The 19,049-nt window shown below is 71.4% G+C and carries 13 protein-coding genes; 6 read left to right on the top strand and 7 right to left on the bottom strand.

Annotation, left to right across the window (positions count from 1 at the left end; translation table 11 throughout):
* Positions 1-56: 56 nt before the first annotated feature.
* From thrS to FRAQA3DRAFT_RS30230, 4 genes are all read left to right on the top strand, one after another.
* Positions 57-2,033, top strand: coding sequence for a threonine--tRNA ligase (gene thrS, locus FRAQA3DRAFT_RS30215; RefSeq protein WP_009742853.1), 1,977 nt, complete (start codon positions 57-59; stop codon positions 2,031-2,033).
* 351 nt (positions 2,034-2,384) lie between these two features.
* Positions 2,385-5,051: a KGGVGR-motif variant AAA ATPase gene (locus tag FRAQA3DRAFT_RS30220; protein ID WP_009742854.1), complete on the top strand. Its 2,667-nt coding sequence runs from the start codon at positions 2,385-2,387 to the stop codon at positions 5,049-5,051.
* A 208-nt stretch (positions 5,052-5,259) separates the two neighbouring features.
* A complete protein-coding gene (glnA, locus tag FRAQA3DRAFT_RS30225) occupies positions 5,260-6,618 on the top strand; it encodes a type I glutamate--ammonia ligase (protein WP_009742855.1) in 1,359 nt (452 codons plus the stop codon).
* Between the two features lie 10 nt (positions 6,619-6,628).
* Complete coding sequence (locus tag FRAQA3DRAFT_RS30230; protein ID WP_009742856.1) at positions 6,629-9,841, top strand: bifunctional [glutamine synthetase] adenylyltransferase/[glutamine synthetase]-adenylyl-L-tyrosine phosphorylase; 3,213 nt, start codon at positions 6,629-6,631, stop codon at positions 9,839-9,841.
* Positions 9,842-10,191: 350 nt separating this feature from the next.
* Here the strand turns inward: FRAQA3DRAFT_RS30230 and glnII are convergent, their stop codons facing one another.
* Entirely contained in the window at positions 10,192-11,253 is a 1,062-nt protein-coding gene (glnII, locus tag FRAQA3DRAFT_RS30235) for a glutamine synthetase GlnII (protein WP_009742857.1), read from the bottom strand.
* A 450-nt stretch (positions 11,254-11,703) separates the two neighbouring features.
* Positions 11,704-13,128, bottom strand: a complete 1,425-nt coding sequence (gene glnA / locus FRAQA3DRAFT_RS30240) for a type I glutamate--ammonia ligase (RefSeq protein ID WP_009742858.1) — start codon at positions 13,126-13,128, stop codon at positions 11,704-11,706.
* 182 nt (positions 13,129-13,310) lie between these two features.
* Here glnA (FRAQA3DRAFT_RS30240) and FRAQA3DRAFT_RS30245 point away from each other — a divergent pair, with 182 nt between their 5' ends.
* Positions 13,311-13,790: an RDD family protein gene (locus tag FRAQA3DRAFT_RS30245; protein WP_009742859.1), complete on the top strand. Its 480-nt coding sequence runs from the start codon at positions 13,311-13,313 to the stop codon at positions 13,788-13,790.
* Between the two features lie 110 nt (positions 13,791-13,900).
* On the opposite strand, the gene FRAQA3DRAFT_RS30250 is transcribed toward FRAQA3DRAFT_RS30245, so the two are convergent.
* The 5 genes from FRAQA3DRAFT_RS30250 to FRAQA3DRAFT_RS30270 all read right to left on the bottom strand — a co-directional run bounded on the left by FRAQA3DRAFT_RS30250 (position 13,901) and on the right by FRAQA3DRAFT_RS30270 (position 17,936).
* A complete protein-coding gene (locus tag FRAQA3DRAFT_RS30250; protein ID WP_009742860.1) occupies positions 13,901-14,719 on the bottom strand; it encodes a DUF4191 domain-containing protein in 819 nt (272 codons plus the stop codon).
* A gap of 125 nt (positions 14,720-14,844) precedes the next feature.
* Complete coding sequence (locus FRAQA3DRAFT_RS30255) at positions 14,845-15,153, bottom strand: hypothetical protein (RefSeq protein WP_009742861.1); 309 nt, start codon at positions 15,151-15,153, stop codon at positions 14,845-14,847.
* 135 nt (positions 15,154-15,288) lie between these two features.
* Positions 15,289-16,275 carry a lipoyl synthase gene (gene lipA, locus FRAQA3DRAFT_RS30260; protein WP_009742862.1) on the bottom strand — a complete coding sequence of 329 codons (987 nt, stop codon included), beginning with the start codon at positions 16,273-16,275 and terminating at the stop codon, positions 15,289-15,291.
* Positions 16,272-16,949 (bottom strand): lipoyl(octanoyl) transferase LipB, encoded by a 678-nt coding sequence (gene lipB, locus FRAQA3DRAFT_RS30265; protein ID WP_304412991.1) that lies wholly within the window; start codon positions 16,947-16,949, stop codon positions 16,272-16,274. Before lipB ends, lipA begins: the two co-directional genes overlap by 4 nt.
* Positions 16,950-17,171: 222 nt before the next feature.
* Positions 17,172-17,936 carry a peptidase E gene (locus tag FRAQA3DRAFT_RS30270; RefSeq protein ID WP_009742864.1) on the bottom strand — a complete coding sequence of 255 codons (765 nt, stop codon included), beginning with the start codon at positions 17,934-17,936 and terminating at the stop codon, positions 17,172-17,174.
* Positions 17,937-18,309: 373 nt separating this feature from the next.
* Between FRAQA3DRAFT_RS30270 and FRAQA3DRAFT_RS32195 the strand changes: the two genes are divergently transcribed.
* A complete protein-coding gene (locus FRAQA3DRAFT_RS32195) occupies positions 18,310-18,993 on the top strand; it encodes a protein kinase (RefSeq protein WP_009742865.1) in 684 nt (227 codons plus the stop codon).
* The last annotated feature ends 56 nt before the right edge of the window (positions 18,994-19,049 follow it).

Here is a 19,049-nt window from a genome sequence, read left to right on the forward strand (position 1 = left end):
ACGTCGTCGGCGCGGCGATCCCCGCGCACGCGTCTTACCGCAACAGGAGACTTTCGGTGTCCGACGTCCGCGTTACCGTCCAGCACGCCCAGCGCAGCGATCCGCGGGTGGTGCCGACCGGGACGACGGCCGCCGAGCTGTTCGCCGACGACCGCGACGTCATCGCCGCCCTGGTCGACGGCCAGCAGCGTGACCTGGCGCATGTCCTCGACGACGGCGCCGTCGTCGAGCCCATCGCGATCGACTCGCCGGCCGGCCGGGCCATCGTGCGGCACTCCGCGGCGCACGTCGTCGCCCAGGCCGTCCAGGAACTCTTTCCGAAGGCCCGCCTCGGTATCGGCCCGCCCATCGACAACGGCTTCTACTACGACTTCGACGTCGAGACGCCGTTCACCCCGGACGACCTGAAGGCCATCGAAAAGAAGGCGCAGGCCATCATCAAGGCCGGCCAGCGGTTCTCCCGCCGGGTGGTCACCGAGGAGCAGGCCCGCGCCGAGCTCGCCGCCGAGCCGTACAAGATCGAGCTGATCGGGCTGAAGGCGAGCGCGGGCGACGACGCCGAGGCCAGCGTCGAGGTCGGCGCCGGCGAGCTGACGATCTACGACAACCTCGACGCGAAGACCGGCGAGCTGTGCTGGAAGGATCTCTGCCGGGGGCCGCACGTGCCGAGCACCCGGTCGATCCCGGCGTTCGCGATCCTGCGCTCCGCGGCGGCCTACTGGCGGGGCAGCGAGAAGAACCCGCAGCTGCAGCGCATCTACGGGACCGCCTGGGAGTCTCGCGACGCCCTCAAGGCCTACCAGACCAGGCTCGCCGAGGCGGAGAAGCGCGACCACCGCCGCCTCGGGGCCGAGCTGGACCTGTTCTCCTTCCCGACCGAGATCGGGCCGGGCCTGGCCGTGTTCCACCCCAAGGGCGGCGCGATCCGCACCGCCATGGAGGACTACGCGCGGCGCCGGCACATCGAGGACGGGTACTCGTTCGTCAACACCCCGCACATCACCAAGTCGGACCTGTACGAGATCTCCGGTCACCTGGACTGGTTCGCCGACGGCATGTACCCGCCCATGGAGCTCGACGGCGGCACCGACTACTACCTCAAGCCGATGAACTGCCCGATGCACATTCTGATCTACCGGTCGCGCGGCCGGTCGTACCGGGAGCTGCCGCTGCGGCTGTTCGAGTTCGGCACGGTCTACCGGTACGAGAAGTCCGGGGTGGTGCACGGCCTGACCCGGGTGCGCGGGCTCACCCAGGACGACGCCCACCTGTTCTGCGCCCGCGACCAGCTCCCCGCCGAGCTCGACAGCGTGCTGACGTTCGTCCTGGGGCTGCTGCGGGACTACGGGCTCAGCGACTTCTACCTGGAGCTGTCGACCAGGCCGGAGGGCAAGGCCGTCGGCACCGACGCCGAGTGGGAGGAGGCCACCGAGCTGCTGCGCCAGGCCGCGCAGAAGCAGGACCTGGAGCTCGTCATGGACCCGGGCGGCGGCGCGTTCTACGGCCCCAAGATCTCCGTGCAGGCCCGCGACGCCATCGGCCGGACCTGGCAGCTGTCCACCATCCAGGTCGACTTCCAGCTACCGCAGCGCTTCGACCTGGAGTACCAGGCCGCGGACGGCACCCGCCAGCGGCCCTTCATGATCCACCGGGCGCTGTTCGGGACCATCGAGCGGTTCCTCGCCATCCTGATCGAGCACTACGCCGGGGCGCTGCCGCCGTGGCTGGCTCCGGTCCAGGTGGTCGGCATCCCGATCACCGACGAGCACGTGCCCTACCTCGATGGCGTCGCGGCGAAGCTGGCCGCCCACGGCATCCGGGTGGAGGTCGACTCCTCCGACGACCGGATGCAGAAGAAGATTCGCACGGCGCAGAGGCAGAAGGTGCCCTTCATGCTGCTCGCCGGGGACGACGACGTCGCCAAGGGTGCGGTGTCGTTCCGCTTCCGCGACGGCTCCCAGCGCAACGGCGTGCCCGTCGACGACGCCGTCGCCGAGATCCTCGACGCCGTCAACCGCCGCATCCAGGTCTGACCGGACTCCCTCCACGTCATACCTGTCTGTGACGTGGAGGGACAGTCGTGTCCCGATGAGCTCGCCCTCCGGATTCGGTTCCGATGCATGAATCCGCCCCGATACCGACTGGTTACACTCGCATGAAGATGTTGCTGCGAGGGGGCGGGGGAGGCGGGGCGCTGGATCCGGCATGGCGTAGGCGGGCCGACCCTGGGCGGCCGTCGCCCGTGAGCGTGGCACCGACGCGGAGGTGCTGCACGCGCAGTCGCGTCAGCTCGCGGCGCTGTACTTCATGGGATACGTCGTCGAGGCTTATGCCAAGGCTCTCGCCTCGGCTCGATCACACCGACAAGGGTGGGAGGCGTGGACATGCCGAACAGCGGCCAGGAGGCGGCGGATCGGATCCGCGAGGCCGTCCTGAGCCGGCTGCGCGAGCGTGACCACCTGGCGCAGGTACAGGTGGCGCCGGATCCGTTTCGTGGCTATCGGATCCGGGTGGTCACCCGGCTTTTCTACGGTCAGATTCTGGCCGAGCGACGTTCGCTTGCGTTCGGCTCGATTCTGCCGGATTCCGAAATCGCAATCATCGTTCTTCTGACGCCCGATGAGGCGGCTGCATCCGCGGCCGATGGAATGGCTGACCTCCTGCGGCACGAGGCGTTGGAGCTTCCGCTGTGGCCGGATTCGCTCGCGCGCGGCCAGCAGGAGCCGATCGAGGTCCGCCTACCCTCCCGGTCGGACGACTTTCTCGCCGAGCCGCTGATAGCGACGTTCTATTCCTTGCGCGGGGGCGTCGGAAGGTCCACGTCGCTCGCCTACACTGCCCTGCTGCTCGCTCGGGAGCACCGGGTCCTCTGCCTCGACATGGATCTTGAGGCGCCAGGTCTCGCGGCGCTCTTCGACGTCGAGCGGGAAGTGGAGCCTGGACGGGGCATCGTGCCGCTGCTGCTGGAGGCCGAGATCGCCGGGCGTGCCCCGGACGTCACGCCTCATCTGCTGCGCGTGCACCCCGACCGCGAGCTGTACCTGCTTCCCGCGGGTCATCCGGATGCGAACTACGCTCGCCAGCTCGCCCAGCTTGACCCGGCGGCATGGTATCGGGAGGAGAACAACCCGCTGCGGGACCTCATCGCCGCCGTAGGCCGCCTGCGGATCGCCCCGCAGATTGTCCTCATCGACGCCCGGACCGGCATCAGCCCGCTGTCGGCGCCGCTGCTGTTCGACGTCGCCGACATCGCCGTCATCACCTTCTTTCCGCATCCACAGGCGCGGGTGGGCACGCGGGCGTTGACGCGGGCGCTGCTGGCCGCGAGGTCCGAACGTTCCTATACGCCCGAACCACGGTTTGTCGTCAGTCCGGTGCCAGGCGCGGGGGCGCCGGAGATCCGTCGCCGCTACGAGGACCGGGCCGCCGACTGGATCGGCGAGTGGCTCGCGCCCGCGGTCGTCGAGGGTGGCCAGGCTGCCTTCGGGGAGGTCGAGGAGCTCATCCACGTCATCGGCTACAGCGAGGACGTGGCCGGAACCGACAGCGTCGTCACCGAGACCGGGATCGGTGCGTACGCGCCGATCAGTGAATGGATCAAGGGTTTCGTCCCGGGATCGGCAGCCGAGGAACCGGGTGACCCGGGGGCGTCGGCCGCGCTTGCGCCGACCTCGAAATCCGCCGCCCTGGCCGAGCTGCGGTTCTCGGCCGGCACCGCAGAGGACCAGTCGGAGGCCGAATTTAAGGAGACGTTCCTCCAGACCGAGACGGTCGGGCGGGCCACCCGGGCCGACATCCCCCTCATCCTGGGGCGCAAGGGCACCGGCAAGACCGCGCTGTTCCGCCGACTCGCCACCGTGGGCGGGAACCTCGTGGTGACCAGCCCGCCCCGCCTGCCCATGCGACGGCCATGGATGCCGTCCAGCGAGACATACAAGTCGGTGGGTGCGGCGCTAGCGGCCGGTGGCGACGACTGGCGGGTGGCCTGGACGTTGCTGATCGGGGTGGCGATCGTGCTCCGCGGTGACGACGCTCTCCCCGTGCCCCCGGCCTTCGGCGAGCTGGCCTGCAACGCGAAGGACGAGCCCGAGTACACCGCGCTCGACCTGGTCGAGGACGTGCGCAGGATGCTCGCGATCCGGGACGCCGGACTCGTCGGCTGGCAGTGGATCCGCGAGCTGGACGCTACGATGCCGCATGACACCCTCCTGCTGTTCGATGGTCTCGACGTCGGTTTCGGTAGCACTCCGGGCGACCTTGAAAGGCGGCGCGACGGCGTCGGCGGCCTGCTGTCGCTGCTGTCCGAGCGAGCGGACGAACTCGTCAACCTCCGGATGAAGATCCTTCTGCGGGAGGACATCTGGCGCACCGTCCAACTGCCGAACAAATCTCATCTCTACGGCCGTTACGTGCGGCTGTCCTGGGCGGACCAGACCGACTACCTCAAGGTTGTGATCAAGCAGGCGCTGCGGGCCGGCGAGGTTGCCGAGCTCATGCGGCAGAGAATGCCCGACGTCGGGTCGGAGAGGCTCTCGCCGGCCGTGGTCGATTCATGGCCGCAATCCCGGGTGATCGATGCCTGGCGGGTGCTGGTCGGGGAGCGGATCTCCGGGGGCAAGACAGCCTTCACCTACAACTGGGTGTGGCGCCGACTCGCGGACAGCAACGGCGACCATTCGCCCCGATCGCTGGTGCGGCTGTTCGATTTCGCGGCTGGCCGGGAGCGTGGCTGGTATTCGGCGTCGCCCTACGAACGCAGCCTCATCCGGCCCCGAGCACTGGTGGAATCGCTGGATGACATCAGCGATCAGGAAATCGTCTCGCTGGAGGAGGAGTTCGCCGAGCTCGTCCCACTGTTCGACGCGCTGCGGGCGATCGGGCGCACGCCGTTTCCGGCCCGTGAGCTGCAGGTGGAGTCGGACGTGGTGGATCTCGGGCTCGAGGTCGGCCTGCTCGGGATCGACTCCGGCTCCCGGGACGAGGCCGAACGTTACCGCGTCCCGGAGCTCTACCGGAAGGCGCTGGGGATGGGGCGCAAAGGTCAGGCATGACAAGCTCCGCGCCGGCATGATCCGCGGTGCGGCCGTGGGTTGCGGGGTAGACCGTGTGATAGGTGCCGCGAGCAGGACGTGACGCAGCGTTGGCGGTCTGGTTGCCGGTACGCAACATCACGGCGGCGGAGCGGCGTCCTCGCTATGGTCGGGTCAGGCTGACCGGGCGGCCCGTATGGTCGAGTCCCCACCTCAGCGCGGAGGCACCATGGACAAACAGCAGGAGTTCGTTCTACGGACTCTGGAGGAGCGGGACATCCGCTTCGTTCGGCTCTGGTTCACCGACGTGCTCGGCTACCTGAAATCTGTGGAGATCGCGCCCGCCGAGCTCGAGGGCGCGCTCGCCGAGGGCATCGGTTTCGACGGTTCCGCGATCGAGGGCTTTGCGCGGGTGCACGAGGCCGACATGCTGGCCCGGCCGGACCCGTCCACGTTCCAGGTGCTTCCGTGGCGCGGTGAGCATCCGCTCACCGCGCGGATGTTCTGTGACCTGATCATGCCGGATGGGGCGCCGGCCGCCGCGGACTCGCGGTGGGTGCTGCGCCGCACCCTGGCCCGGGCGGCGGATGCGGGCTTCACCTTCTACACGCATCCCGAGATCGAGTTCTTCCTGCTCAAGGAGCCGCCGAAGCGCGGTGGGCCGATGCCGGCGCCGGTCGACGAGTCGGGCTACTTCGACCTCACGCCGAACGACATCAGCCATGACTTCCGCCAGCAGGCGATCAGCATGCTGGAGCGGCTGGGCATCTCGGTGGAGTTCAGCCATCACGAGGTCGCGCCCGGGCAGCAGGAGATCGACCTGCGTTACGCCGACGCCCTCACCATCGCTGACAACATCATGACTTTCCGTCAGGTGGTGAAGGAGGTGGCGCTGCGGCAGGGAATCTATGCCACCTTCATGCCGAAGCCGTTCGGTGATCAGGCCGGTTCGGGCATGCACACCCACCTGAGCCTTTTCGAGGGTGACCGCAACGCCTTTCACGACCCGACCGACGAATACCAGCTCTCGAAGGTCGCCAAGGCGTTCATCGCCGGTCTGCTCACGCACGCCGCGGAGATCACCGCGGTGACGAACCAGTGGGTGAACTCCTACAAGCGGCTCATCGGCGACCAGCGCCTCGGCGAGGTCCTGGAGGCGCCCGCCTACGTGTGCTGGGGCCACAACAACCGGTCGGCCCTGGTCCGGGTGCCGCTGTACAAGCTGCACAAGTCGCAGGCCACCCGGGTGGAGTTCCGGCTGCCGGACAGCGCGTGCAACCCGTACCTGACCTTCGCGCTGGTGCTGGCCGCCGGGCTGCGAGGTGTCCAGGGCGGTTACGATCTGCCCGCGCCGGCGGCCGACGACGTATGGACGCTCACCGACGTCCAGCGTCAGGAACGGGGGATCACCGCCCTGCCGGGCTCGCTGGCCGAGGCGATCACGGTGATGGAGCGCTCTTCGCTGGTGCGGGAGACCCTCGGCGACGAGCTGTTCGAGTTCTTCCTGCGGAACAAGCGGGCCGAGTGGCAGGACTACCGCCGGCAGGTGACACCGTTCGAGATCGACCGGTACCTGCCCGTGTTGTGAGCGTGCCGCCATGCGTGCCGAATGGCCGCGGGTCCCGGCCGTATCCGCCGCGCAGCCCGTGGCCGACCATCCGCGCGGCAGCTCGGTAGGCGCCCAGCTCGCCCGGCTCGGCTTCAGCGACGTCGACCGGGTGGCGGCGACCATGGAACGGCTCGGCCTGCTCGGCGGGTCGGCGGCGCCGGCTGATCTCGAGCATCGGCCTGATCGCGAGCATCGGCCGGATGGGGAGGCCCGACTCGCGGTGAACGTCGTGGTCGGGGCGCTGGCCGCGGCGGCCGACCCCGACCTGGCCCTCGCCGCGCTGGACCGGCTCGTGGACGCGCTCGGCCCGGCCGACGGGCGGGGACTCGTCGCGGCCCTGGCCAGGCACGCCGGGCTGCGCGAGCGGCTGTGCGCAGTGCTCGGCGCGAGCCGCGCGCTTGGTGATCATCTGGCCCGCCATCCTGCGGACTGGCGGGTGTTGCTGCCCGACGAACTGGTCGGCGCCCCACCGGATGCCGGCCGGGTGCGGGCGGCGCTGCTGCGCGCGGTCGGCGCGGACCCCGCCGACCGGGCGCCCCGCGCCGCCGACGACCGGCCGGCGACCCTCGACGCGCTGCGCGTCGCCTACCGTCGGGCGCTGCTCGTCGTCGCCGCCCGGGACCTGACCGGCGCGGTGGCGCTGGACGACGCCACCGCGGAGCTCGCCGACCTGGCCGGTTCGGCGCTCGACGCGGCGCTGGCGATCGCCCGCGCCGGCCTCGACCTGGACCTGCCCCCGGTCCGCCTAGCCGTCATCGGCATGGGCAAGTGCGGGGGCCGGGAGCTGAACTACGTCAGCGACGTCGACGTCCTGTTCGTCGCCGAGCCGGGGCGAGCCACCCCGCCGACCGCGGCTGAGTCGGGCGGGGCGCAGCGCGGCCGGGACGGGCCCGGCGGCGAGGTGGCTGGTGGCGACGCGGCCGACGCGGAGGCGGCCCTGCGGGCGGCGACGCGGATGGCCGAGGGGCTGGTCCGCGCTGCGGGGCTGGTGACCTCCGCGGGCGCGTTGTTCCAGGTCGACGTCGGCCTGCGCCCGGAGGGCCGCGACGGCGTCCTGGTGCGCACCCTCGACAGCCATCGCACCTACTACCGCCGCTGGGCCCGGACCTGGGAGTTCCAGGCGTTGCTCAAGGCCCGCCCGATCGCCGGCGACCTGGCACTCGGCGCCGAGTTCTGCGCCATGGTCGCGCCGCTGGTCTGGACCGCCGCCTCCCGGCCGGACTTCGTCGCCGACGTGCGGGCGATGCGGCGCCGGGTCGAGGCGACACTGTCGCGCGCGGAGTCGGAGCGCAACCTCAAGCTCGGCCCCGGCGGGCTGCGCGACGTCGAGTTCGCCGTCCAGCTCCTGCAGCTCGTCCACGGCCGGGTGGACGCGAAGCTGCGGGAGAGCTCGACGCTGGCCGCCCTCGACGGCCTCGCCCGCGGCGGGTACGTGGGCCGGCGTGACGCCGTCGACCTCGCCGAGGCGTACCGCTTCCTGCGCAACGCCGAGCACCGGCTCCAGCTTCAACGCCTGCGCCGGGTGCACAGCCTGCCCCGGGACCCGGGCGAGCTGCGCTGGCTCGCCCGGTCGATGGGGATGCGCACCGGCCAGGACTTCGCCGACGCCCACGCCCGGATCGTGCGCACCGTCCGGTCGCTGCACCAGAAGCTGTTCTACGCCCCGCTGCTGGAGGCGGTCGCCCGACTGTCGACCGAGGAGATCCGGCTGTCCCACGCCGAGGCGCAGCAGTGGCTCGCCGCGCTGGGATTCGCCGCCCCGGACCGCTCGCTGCGCCACATCGAGGCGCTGATCAGCGGGGTGAGCCGGACGGCCGCGATCCAGCGGCATCTGCTGCCGACGCTGCTGCCGACCCTCGCCGACGCGCCCGATCCCGACGCGGGCCTGCTGGCCTACCGCAGGGTCAGTGAGGCGCTCGGCCGCGCACCCTGGTACCTGCGGCTGCTACGCGACTCCGCCGGCGCCGCCGACCGGCTCGCCCGGGTGCTCGCCTCCAGCCGGTACGTCGCCGACCTGATGACGAGGGCCCCCGAATCGGTCCGGCTGCTGCGTACCGAGGCCGACCTCGTCCCGGTGCCGCGGGAGACGCTCAGCCGAACGATGCTCGCGATCGCGAACCGCAACCCCGACTGGGAGGACGCCGTCGGCCGGGCCCGGGCGGTGCGCCGGGAGGAGCTGGTCCGGGTGGCCTGCGCGGACCTGCTCGGCCTGCTCGACGTCGCCGCGGTCGGGCGGGCCCTGGCCGACGCCGCCGCCGCCACGGTCGCCGCCACGCTGCTCGTCGCGGAGCGCAGAATCGCCGGGGGTGATCCCGAATCCCTGCCGGCGCGGATCTCCGTCATCGCGATGGGCCGGCTCGGCGGGGCGGAGATGTCCTACGGCAGCGACGCCGACGTCCTGTTCGTGCACGAGGCCAGACCGGGCCATTCGGCGCAGGAGGCGCACCGGGCCGCCGCCGAGGTGGTCGGGGAGCTGCACCGGCTCCTCGCCGTGCCCGGCCCGGATCCGGCGCTGCGGCTGGACACGACGCTGCGTCCGGAGGGCCGCAGCGGCGCGCTGTCACGCACCCTCGACGCCTACGACGCCTACTACCGCCGCTGGTCGCAGGACTGGGAGTCGCAGGCGCTGCTGCGGGCGCGGCCACTGGCGGGCGATCCCGGTCTTGCCTACCGGTTCTGCCGGCTTGCGGACACGGTGCGCTACCCGACGACGCTGCCGGCGACGGCGATCGACGAGATCATCCGGCTTCGCGGGCGGATGCGGCGCGAGCGGATCCCCCGCGGGGTCGATCCCACCCGCCATCTGAAGTTCGGCCCCGGGGGGCTCACCGACGTGGAGTGGGCGGTGCAGCTCCTCCAGCTGCGCCACGGCCGGCAGGTCCCGTCGCTGCGCACCACCTCGACGCTCGACGGCCTGCGGGCCGCGGTGGTCGCCGGGTTGCTCGGCGAGACCGAGGCGAGTGACCTCCAGTCGGCTTGGCTGTCGGCGTCGCGGCTGCGCAACGCGAGCACGCTCGCCGGCTGGCCGCGGCCGGACGTGATCCCGGACCGCCCGGGGTCCCTGGAGGCGACGGCGCGGGCCGCGGGCTGGCCGGCCGACGGCGTCGGCGATCTGGTCGCCGAGCATCGGCGGCTGGCGACGCGGGCCCAGGCGGTGGTGGCGGACGTCTTCGCGCGCGAGCGAACCTCCGAGTTCGGCTGAGCCCTCCGAGTTCGGCTGAGCGCCGCCGCCCGGTCCCGCCCGCGTCTCGCTGGACGCTTGCGCCGGCGCGGACGAAATTGGCCCCCGGACGCCGACAGGCCGGCCGTCCGAGGGCGAGTCTCGGCCGGCCGGCCTTGTCACCTGCCACCTCACGTCGCGGTGCGCACCGTTGCGTCGAACCGGGGGATCGGGGCGCCGGCGCTCCCCCGCGCGAGCGCCCCGGCCATGACGCGATGTCTGCCCAGCCGCGTCGATCTGCCTCAGCCGCGTCGATCTGCCTCAGCGGCGTCGGCTTGTCTCAGCAGCGCCGGACTGTTCAACCGGCGGTCTGGGCGGACGTGTCGGTCTGCTCAGACGCTCGCCTCGGCGGTCGCCGGAGCGGTCTGCGACGGCACGAACAGGGTCGGCTTGTCGCCGGCCAGGGCGCTGCAGCAGGTGTCGATCATGAGCGCGGAGACCAGGTACGGGTCCATGTTCGCGTTCGGTCGACGGTCCTCCAGCCAGCCCTTCTTGGCCTTCTCGACGGCCCACGGGATGCGGATGGAGGCGCCGCGGTCGGACGCGCCCCAGGAGAACTTGTTCCAGGGGGCGGTCTCGTGCTTGCCGGTCAGCCGGTCCTGGATGCCGTTGCCGTAGTGGGTGACGTGCTCCAGGACGCGCGTGCCGAGCGCCTCGCAGCACGTGACGATGGCGTCCCAGCCCTCCATCGTCTGCTTGGTGGAGAAGTTGGTGTGCGCGCCGGCACCGTTCCAGTCACCGGGGATCGGCTTCGCGGCGAAGGACACCTCGACGCCGTAGTCCTCGGCGATCCGGTGGAGCAGCCAGCGGCCCAGCCAGATCTGGTCGCCGATGGCGGGCGCCGGCAGGACCCCGATCTGGAACTCCCACTGGCCCATCATGACCTCGGCGTTGGTGCCCTCGATGGCGAGGCCGGCGTCGAGGCACGCCTGGGTGTGCTTCTCGACGATCTCGCGACCGGGCATCTTCGAGCCGCCGACGCCGCAGTAGTACGGACCCTGCGGCGCGGGGTACCCGACTTCCGGCCAGCCGTACGGGCGGCCGTCCTTGAAGAAGGTGTACTCCTGCTCGATGCCGAACGCCGGCGACATGTCGGCGTACTTCTCGGCGACGGCGCGGGTGGCCGCCCGGGTGTTGGTCGGGTGGGGCGTGAAGTCGGTCAGCTCGACCTCGCACAGCACCAGGATGTTGTCGCCGCCCCGGATCGGGTCGGGCGTGACGAAGACGGGACGCAGCACGCAGTCCGAGTTCGATCCCGGCGCCTGGTTGGTGCTCGAGCCGTCGAAGCCCCAGATCTCCGGCTCCTTGCCGTCCTTGATGATGCGGGTCTTGCTGCGCATCAGCGGCTCGGGCTCGGTGCCGTCGATCCAGATGTACTCGGCCTGATAACTCACTCAATACTCCCCGTGGTTGGTCCTGCACGTAACGGAGCGACTTCGTGATCGGCCTGGGGGAGGCCGACCCAGGCCGCGGTGGACGGGAGGGTTCGGTCGGAGCTTCGTCGGGCCCCGTTACCGCATCGTTCCGTGATTGTTAATTCTTCGTCTCTGGTATGTCACAGATGGTATTGACGGCCGGACCTGGGCATTGCTTCGTCGATGCCGCCCGACCGGCCGTACCAAGGTGGTGGGAGCCGATTTTCCCCGCCTCGCCCAGATAGCACGGAGGATTTTGCTCGGATGCCGTCGGCGAACATGCCCGAGGCCCCGTTCCGGTGCTGCTGGAACGGGGCCTCGGAGAGCGGCCGGCAGGAATTTCCGCCGGTTCTGGAGATGGTGCGCGCGGCGTCCCGGGCGCGCCGGGCGGGTGTTCCGACCGGGCTGCGCCGGGCGGGGCGCTGCCGGTCAGATGTCGTAGTAGAGGGTGAACTCGTACGGGTGCGGCCGGAGCCGGATGGCGTCGACCTCGTTGAGCCGCTTGTACTCCAGCCAGGTCTCGATCAGATCGGTGGTGAAGACGTCGCCCTCGCGGAGGAAATCGTTGTCGGCCTCGAGCGCGTCGAGCACCTTCTCCAGCGAACCGGGAACCTGCGGCACCGCGGCCAGCTCGTCCGGTGGGAGCTCGTAGAGGTCCTTGTCGATCGGGTCCGGCGGGTCAATCTTGTTGCGGATACCGTCCAGGCCCGCCATGAGCATCGCGGCAAAGGCCAGGTACGGGTTGCAGCTCGGGTCCGGGACCCGGAACTCGACCCGCTTCGCCTTGGGCGAGTCGCCGCCGAGCGGGATGCGGCAGCACGCGGAGCGGTTGCGCGCCGAGTAGACGAGATTGACCGGCGCCTCGTAGCCGGGGACCAGCCGGCGGTAGGAGTTCGTGGTCGGGTTGGTGAACGCGAGCAGCGCCGGCGCGTGGTGCAGCAGGCCGCCGATGTAGTAACGCGCGGTGTCGGACAGGCCGCCGTAGCCGTTGGGGCTGTAGAACAGCGGCTCGCCCTCCTTCCACAGGCTGGAGTGCACGTGCATGCCCGAGCCGTTGTCCTCGAACAGCGGCTTCGGCATGAAGGTGACGGTCTTGCCCCGGCTGCGGGCGACGTTGCGGATGACGTACTTGTAGAGCATCAGGTTGTCCGCGGTCTTCAGCAACGTGTCGTAGCGGATGTCGATCTCCGCCTGCCCCGCGGTGCCCACCTCGTGGTGCTGCATCTCGACGGTGATTCCGGTCTCGTAGAGGACCCGGGTCATCTCCGAGCGGAGGTCCGTGAAATGGTCGGTCGGCGGGACCGGAAAATAGCCACCCTTGAACCGGGGCTTGTAACCGAGGTTGCCGCCCTCTTCCTTCCGGGCGGTGTTCCAGGCGGCCTCGACCGAGTCGACCTGGTGCATCGACCCGTAGGGGTTGTAGTCGTAGCGGACGTCGTCGAAGATGTAGAACTCCGCCTCGGGCCCGAAATAGGCCGTGTCGGCGATGCCGGTACCGCGCAGGTACGTCTCCGCCTTCTTGGCGATGTTGCGCGGGTCCCGGGAGTACTGCTCCTTCGTGATCGGGTCGTGGATGAAGAACGTCATCGCGAGGGTCTTGTGCTCACGGAACGGATCCACGAAGGCGGTCTGCGGGTCCGGCAGCAGCAGCATGTCGGACTCGTGAATGGCCTGAAACCCGCGAATCGAGGAGCCGTCGAACATCAGCCCGTCGGTGAAGACCGATTCAGCGAAGACCTGCGTCGGAATGGTGAAGTGCTGCATGATTCCGGGAAGATCACAGAATCGCACATCGATGAACTGCACGTCCTCGTCGCGGATGTAACGGAGCACGTCCTCGGCTTTTGTGAACATTCGTCCTCCAGCGTCCCGTCACGCTTCTCAAGCCTGTAGGTTACGTCATGTCGATGTGTCTTCGGCCATGCCCCGGTGGACCCGTGACATCACGAAGTCGTTTCGTTTATGTTACAGGAGCGCACTTTATCACCCTTGGTGATCTGTTGGGTGCAACTTGGTGTGGCGGATAAGCTTGCGTCGTGGGACGAGCACTTGGAGGCTGGCTCGAAGGGCCTGGTCTGCCCCGGGACACGCCGCCGGGCGTCCGCCTGGGGCTGCCGGCGGAGGGCCGAGGCTCGGTGGTGGGCTTCGGTCCGCGGCTGGGTGCCTACCTCATCGACGCGGTCGTGGCGAACCTGATCGTCGGCGTGCTGTACCTGGCCGGGCTCGACTACGCCGGCGACGTACGCGGCCTGGCGATCTACCTGGTGTTCCTGCTGGAGGAGTTCATCCTCGTCGGCACCGGGGGCCAGACGATCGGCATGCGGCTGCTGGGTATGCGGGTGATCCGGCTGCGCGACCGCGGCCGGCAGACCTGGCCGTGGATCGCGGTGCGCACGGCGCTGCTGGCGCTGCTCGTGCCCGTGTTCATCTGGGACCGTGACCAGCGCGGCCTGCATGACCGTGCGGCCGGGACCGTCGTGGTGCGCGACCCGGTCCGCGCGGACTCCGCCCGCTAGCGCACGCCGGCCCGCCGGAGCGGCCGACTGGAGGGCTGATCCGGCGGGCCTGATCCGGGGCGCGGGCCTGGTGGGTCGGGTTTGGTCGGGTTTGGTCTGCGGTGCCCGCGTCAGCGCAGGCGGCCGCCCCGGGGCACGTTGCGGGGGATCGGTCCCTTCGGGATCGGCAGGGCCGCGCCGCCTATGGCACGCAGCCGGCGGTCGAGGGCGTCCACCTCGCCACGGCGCAGCGTCTTGCGTAGCCGCATCAGCGTGACCTGGAGCTTCGGCAGCGGCGTCTCGCCCTCGCCGGTGCCGACGATGATGTCGGTCACCGGCGTGTCGCCGACGACCTTGCGGATGCGGCGCTTCTCCGCGACGAGCAGCTCCCTCGGCCCGCGGCCGCGGCCCTCCGCGATGATCACCACGCCGGCGCGGGAGACGACGCGGTGGACCACGTCCTGGTGGCGGTTCACGCCGACCGCGGGAGTGATCCGCCAGTCGCCGCGCATCCGCTCGACCACCCCGGCGGCGGCTCCGGGCTTGCCCTCCATCTCCGCGTAGGCGGTGCGCTGGACGCGCCGGCTGAACACGTTCAGGGCGACCACGACGCCGAGCAGGACGGCGATCGGGATCCACAGGTACAGCGGCCCGACGAAGATGCCGAGCACGATGCCGATCGCGAGCGGGACGACGAAGCCCGCCAGGGTGAACCAGAGCGCCTGCGGGTCGCGCTGCCGGGTGATCTTGAAGACGACCCGGAGCTGCGCGAGGCGGGCCGCGAAACCGGTGCCCTCCGCGGCGCCGCCCGCGCCCGCACCGCCACTGCGGCCCGAGGCGCCGCCCCGACCCGCGCCGTTCTTCCCGCCCGCTGCCGCCGCTGCGTTCTTGCTCGCCGCCGCGGGGGTCGACGATCCCGCGGTGTCCCTCGGCTGCTTCCTCAGTGCCATGACCGCGAGCCTACGGCCTGCGGGCCCGCCACAGTGTGGCTGTCACCGCCCGCGATGATCATCTATCGTGACCATCCGTGTGGCCTCGGAGATTCCCACGGCGCTGGCAGCCGTCGGGTCGGGGATCAGCTCGGGGCGGCGACGACCCGCGGGAGCCCGCGCACGGCGTTGCCGATCCGGGCGGTGGCCGCGCCGCCGCCCAGGCCGGCCAGACGAGAGATCCTGGCAGCGCCCTCGGTGCCCGGGACGCCCGCGAACGCGTCGGGTCCGGGTGCGGCCGGCGTCACCGACACCGGGTCGACCCATCGATAACCCGTCGTGACGTGCAGGTCGGCGGCCGCCCGCCAGGCGTTACGCCGCGCGGTCTTCTGACCCCCATGCGGCAGCACGAGCAGGGTCGCTTCTTCGAGAACGCTGAGCAGTGAACGGAGCACGATGGGAACGACCTCCCGGCACGGTCGTGGGCGCACACCTCGATGATGGGCAGAGGGAGAGACCCCCTCGTCACAAGGGGGTGACGCTACGATGAGTAGCCTAGCCCGTCCGGGGGATGCCCACCAGCGTGACCGTCACTGCGTGTGAGAGGTTTCCAGCACACTTTTGGGGACATCGGACACCGCGGTGTGGCCCTCGCCACGGGCCGTGATCGCCTGCTGGTAGAGCCGGCCCGCCCGGTAGGACGAGCGCACGAGCGGCCCGGACAGGACGCCGGAGAAGCCGAGCTCCGCGCCGACGCGCTCCCAGTCGAGGAACTCCTCCGGCCGCACCCACCGCTCGACCGGGTGGTGACGGGGCGTCGGCCGCAGATACTGGGTGACGGTGAGTAGTTCACATCCGGCGGCGTGCAGGTCCCGCATCGCCTCGTGGATCTCCTCGGTGGTCTCGCCGAGGCCCAGGATCAGATTCGACTTCGTGACGAGCCCGGCCGCGCGGGCCTGGCGCAGCACGTCGAGGGAGCGCTCGTAGCGGAACGCCGGCCGGATGCGCTTGAAGATCCGCGGCACCGTCTCGAGGTTGTGCGCGAGCACCTCGGGGGCCGCGCCGAAGACCTCGCCGAGCTGGTCGGCACGCCCGCCGAAGTCCGGGATGAGCACCTCGACCCCGGTACCCGCGGACATCGCGTGGATCCGGCGGACCGTCTCGGCGTACAGCCAGGAACCCCCGTCGGCCAGGTCGTCGCGGGCGACGCCGGTGACAGTGGCGTAGCGCAGCCCCATCGTGCGCACCGACTCCGCCACCCGTCGCGGCTCGTCCCGGTCCAGCGGGGTGGGACGGCCGGAGTCGATCTGGCAGAAGTCGCACCGGCGGGTGCAGACGTCCCCGCCGATCAGGAAGGTCGCCTCGCGGTCCTCCCAGCACTCGTAGATGTTCGGGCAGCCGGCCTCCTCGCACACCGTGTGCAGACCGGCGGAGCGCACCAGACCCTTGACGTCGGAGTACTCCGGGCCGGTGCGCATCCGGGTGCGAATCCACGGCGGCTTGCGCTCGATCGGCGTCTGCGCGTTGCGCGCCTCAAGGCGCAGCAGGGGGCGACCTTCGGGGGCGACCGCGCTCAACCCACCAGCTCCATCCGCTCGGTCCCGGGCTGCGGCTGCGCCGGGGACGCCGGGGGCGCGTCGGCCGGTTCGACCCGCGCGGTGATGCGATCGCCGAGGTTGCGCCCGCCGAGGTACCGGGCGAGCACCGCCAGGGTGTGCCGCTCGACGACCGGCCGGGCCTCGGCGACGGTCACCGCCCGGCCGAGCTCGGCGGACAGGCTGGTCACCCCGGCGTCGGTGATGCCGCAGGGCACGATCTGCCCGAAGGCACCCAGGTCCGACGAGCAGGTCAGCGCGAAGCCGTGGGTGGTCACCGCCTGGCGGACCCGCACGCCGATCGCGGCGACCTTGCGCAGACCGTCCGTCGTCCAGACGCCGCTGCGGCCGTCAACCTGGCGGGTCGCCAGCCCCAGCTCCGCACAGGAGTCGATGAGGGCCTCCTCCAGAGCGCGCACGTAGGCGACGACGTCGAGCGGGCGGGGTAGCTTGACGATCGGGTAGCCGACGAGCTGCCCCGGACCGTGCCAGGTGATCTTGCCGCCGCGGTCGACGTCGACGACCTCGGTGCCGTCCAGCGGCCGTTCAAAGGGCTGCGTGCGCCGGCCCGCGGTGTAGACGCTGGGATGCTCCACCAGGATGAGCGTGTCGTCCACCTCGTCGGCCACCCGGGCCTCGGCGAGGGAGCGCTGCATGTCCCACGCTTCGCGGTAGGGGACCACGGAAAGCCTTAGAACATCCACGCCATTCAGCCTACGCCCGCGCCGCGCCTGGCTGCTGTGAGCTCGGACGGAGCTCCGGGCCCCGCCAGGCGGCCGAGTCCGGGCCGGCGCCAACCGGCCCAGTCCGGGCCGGCGTCCCGTCAACCGGCCAGTCCGGGCCGGCGTCCCGTCAGCCGGCCCAGTCCGGGGTCGGCGTCAGTCGGCGGCGTCCGAGTCCGGCGCGGCGTCGCCGCCGGGCCCGCCGGATAGCAGCCGGGGCACGACCGCGGTCTCGAGCGCGACGCCATCCGCGCCGCGCTCGACCCGCCAGGCGTGCACGCCGGGCCGGTCGGCGACGGCCTCCACCAGCTCGGTGCCGCGGAAGTGCAGCCCGACGCCGTCGTCGGTCGCCCAGCCGGCCGGCAGTGTCCCGTCGGCGACGAGGCGCTGGAACAGCGGGCGGCGGCCCGGCTCGGAGTCGTAGTGCGGCGTGTTGCTGAACGGCAGCAGGCCCAGGCCGTTCGTCACCGGCCGCAGGTCAGGGCCGAACGAGTCGGTGGTGCCGCCGACGTGCCAGCACAGGGAGCCGGCCGAGACGCCGCCGAGGACGACGCCGGCCTCCCAGGCCTCCCGGAGGATCTCACCCAGCCCGTGCACCGCCCAGACCGCGAGCAGGTTCGCCACGCTGCCGCCACCGACCCAGATCACATCCTGGGCCAGCAGATGGGCCCGGATGTCGGGGATGTTCGGCATGGGGAACAGCGCCAGATGGGAGACTCGCACGTCGGGCCGGTCGCGGTTGAACGCGGCGTACCCGCGGGCGTAGGCGCCCTGGTCATCGCCCAGCGCCGTCTGCAGCAGGCAGACCCGCGGCCGCGGGCCGGCGTCGGCCAGGTCGATCGCGTGGGTCAGGATCGGGCCGACCTTCGCGCCGTACCGGCCGTCGGGAAGGAAACCGCCGCTGGTGGCGAGGATCTGCACGGGCGGTCTCTCCCTGGTTCGTCGGCCGGCGCCGCCGTCCGGACCCGGTCTCGGGCGATTGTCCGTCATCCGCACATCCGCGCCGCCGCGGGGGGCCGGAGGTCGTCGCAGGTTTCCGGCCCGGGTCCGCAGGGTCTGCCGCGCAATCCCGGCCGGCACCGGCCCGCACCCGCCGTGACCAGGCATGTCCCCATCCACATCGGCGCAGGCGGTTGCTCCGCCGGTGGAGTGATCGTAAAAAGTTATCCACAACCGGACGAAGAACAATGCAGACCCACCCCGTTTGAGCCTAGCGTCGCTACCTGTGACCTTCACCGACGATTCCGCGGACAGGCCGGCGCGGCGCGTCGGCGGGGCACCCGAGGTGCCGGGGGTGAGCGTGCGTTCCCGGCTGCGGGACGCGGGCTCCGGTGAGCTCTGGGCGGGTCAGTTCGATCAGTCCGGGATCGAGTGCGTCGTGCGCCGGGTGCGTCTCGCCCCCGATCCGGTGCTGCGCTCGGCGGCGGTCTCCGCCGCCCGCGCGCTGGCGGAGCTGGAACATCCGCACCTCGTCCCGGTGGTGGCGGTGCTGCCGACGGCGGAGGGGCTGGCGCTGATCACCGAGCCGGTCGTCGGCGCGCTCAGCCTCGCCCGCCTGCTGGCGCTGCGCGGCGACCTCGACCCGGGCGAGGTCGTCACCGTCGGCCTGCCGGTCGCGCAGGCGCTGGCCGCCGCGCACGCGGTCGGCATCGTGCACGGCCGGCTCGAACGGGAGGACATCCTGCTGGAGCCGAACGGGCGCCCGGTCCTGACCGGCCTCGGGGTCGCCGCGCTGGCCGACGCCGCCCGGCCCGATCCGGTTCCGCCCGAGGCGGCCTCGGCGGACGTGCACGACCTCGCTGATCTGCTGCTGGGGGCGATGCGGGAGGCCACCGGTCCGGATGCCGCCGCGGTCGCGGTGGCCGTCGCCACCGCCATGATCGACGAGCCGCACCGGCGGCCCAGCGCCGCCGAGCTCGCCACCGCACTCGCCCGCAGCGCCACCCCCCTGCCCCGTGCGGCTGCCCGGCGACGGTGAACCGAGGGCGGCCGTGCGGCCCGCGGGACCCTCACCCACGGACACGCTGCCGAGGA

This window comes from Frankia sp. QA3 (assembly GCF_000262465.1).
Classification (GTDB): domain Bacteria; phylum Actinomycetota; class Actinomycetes; order Frankiales; family Frankiaceae; genus Frankia.

What these genes read in the sequence shown, in the direction of transcription:
- FRAQA3DRAFT_RS30220 (WP_009742854.1), top strand. Translation starts at nt 2,385, where the DNA reads ATGCCGAACAGCGGCCAGGAGGCGGCGGATCGGATCCGCGAGGCCGTC.
- glnA (WP_009742855.1), top strand. Translation starts at nt 5,260, where the DNA reads ATGGACAAACAGCAGGAGTTCGTTCTACGGACTCTGGAGGAGCGGGAC.
- FRAQA3DRAFT_RS30230 (WP_009742856.1), top strand. Translation starts at nt 6,629, where the DNA reads ATGCGTGCCGAATGGCCGCGGGTCCCGGCCGTATCCGCCGCGCAGCCC.
- glnA (WP_009742858.1), bottom strand. Translation starts at nt 13,128, where the DNA reads ATGTTCACAAAAGCCGAGGACGTGCTCCGTTACATCCGCGACGAGGAC.
- FRAQA3DRAFT_RS30250 (WP_009742860.1), bottom strand. Translation starts at nt 14,719, where the DNA reads ATGGCACTGAGGAAGCAGCCGAGGGACACCGCGGGATCGTCGACCCCC.
- lipB (WP_304412991.1), bottom strand. Translation starts at nt 16,949, where the DNA reads ATGCAGCGCTCCCTCGCCGAGGCCCGGGTGGCCGACGAGGTGGACGAC.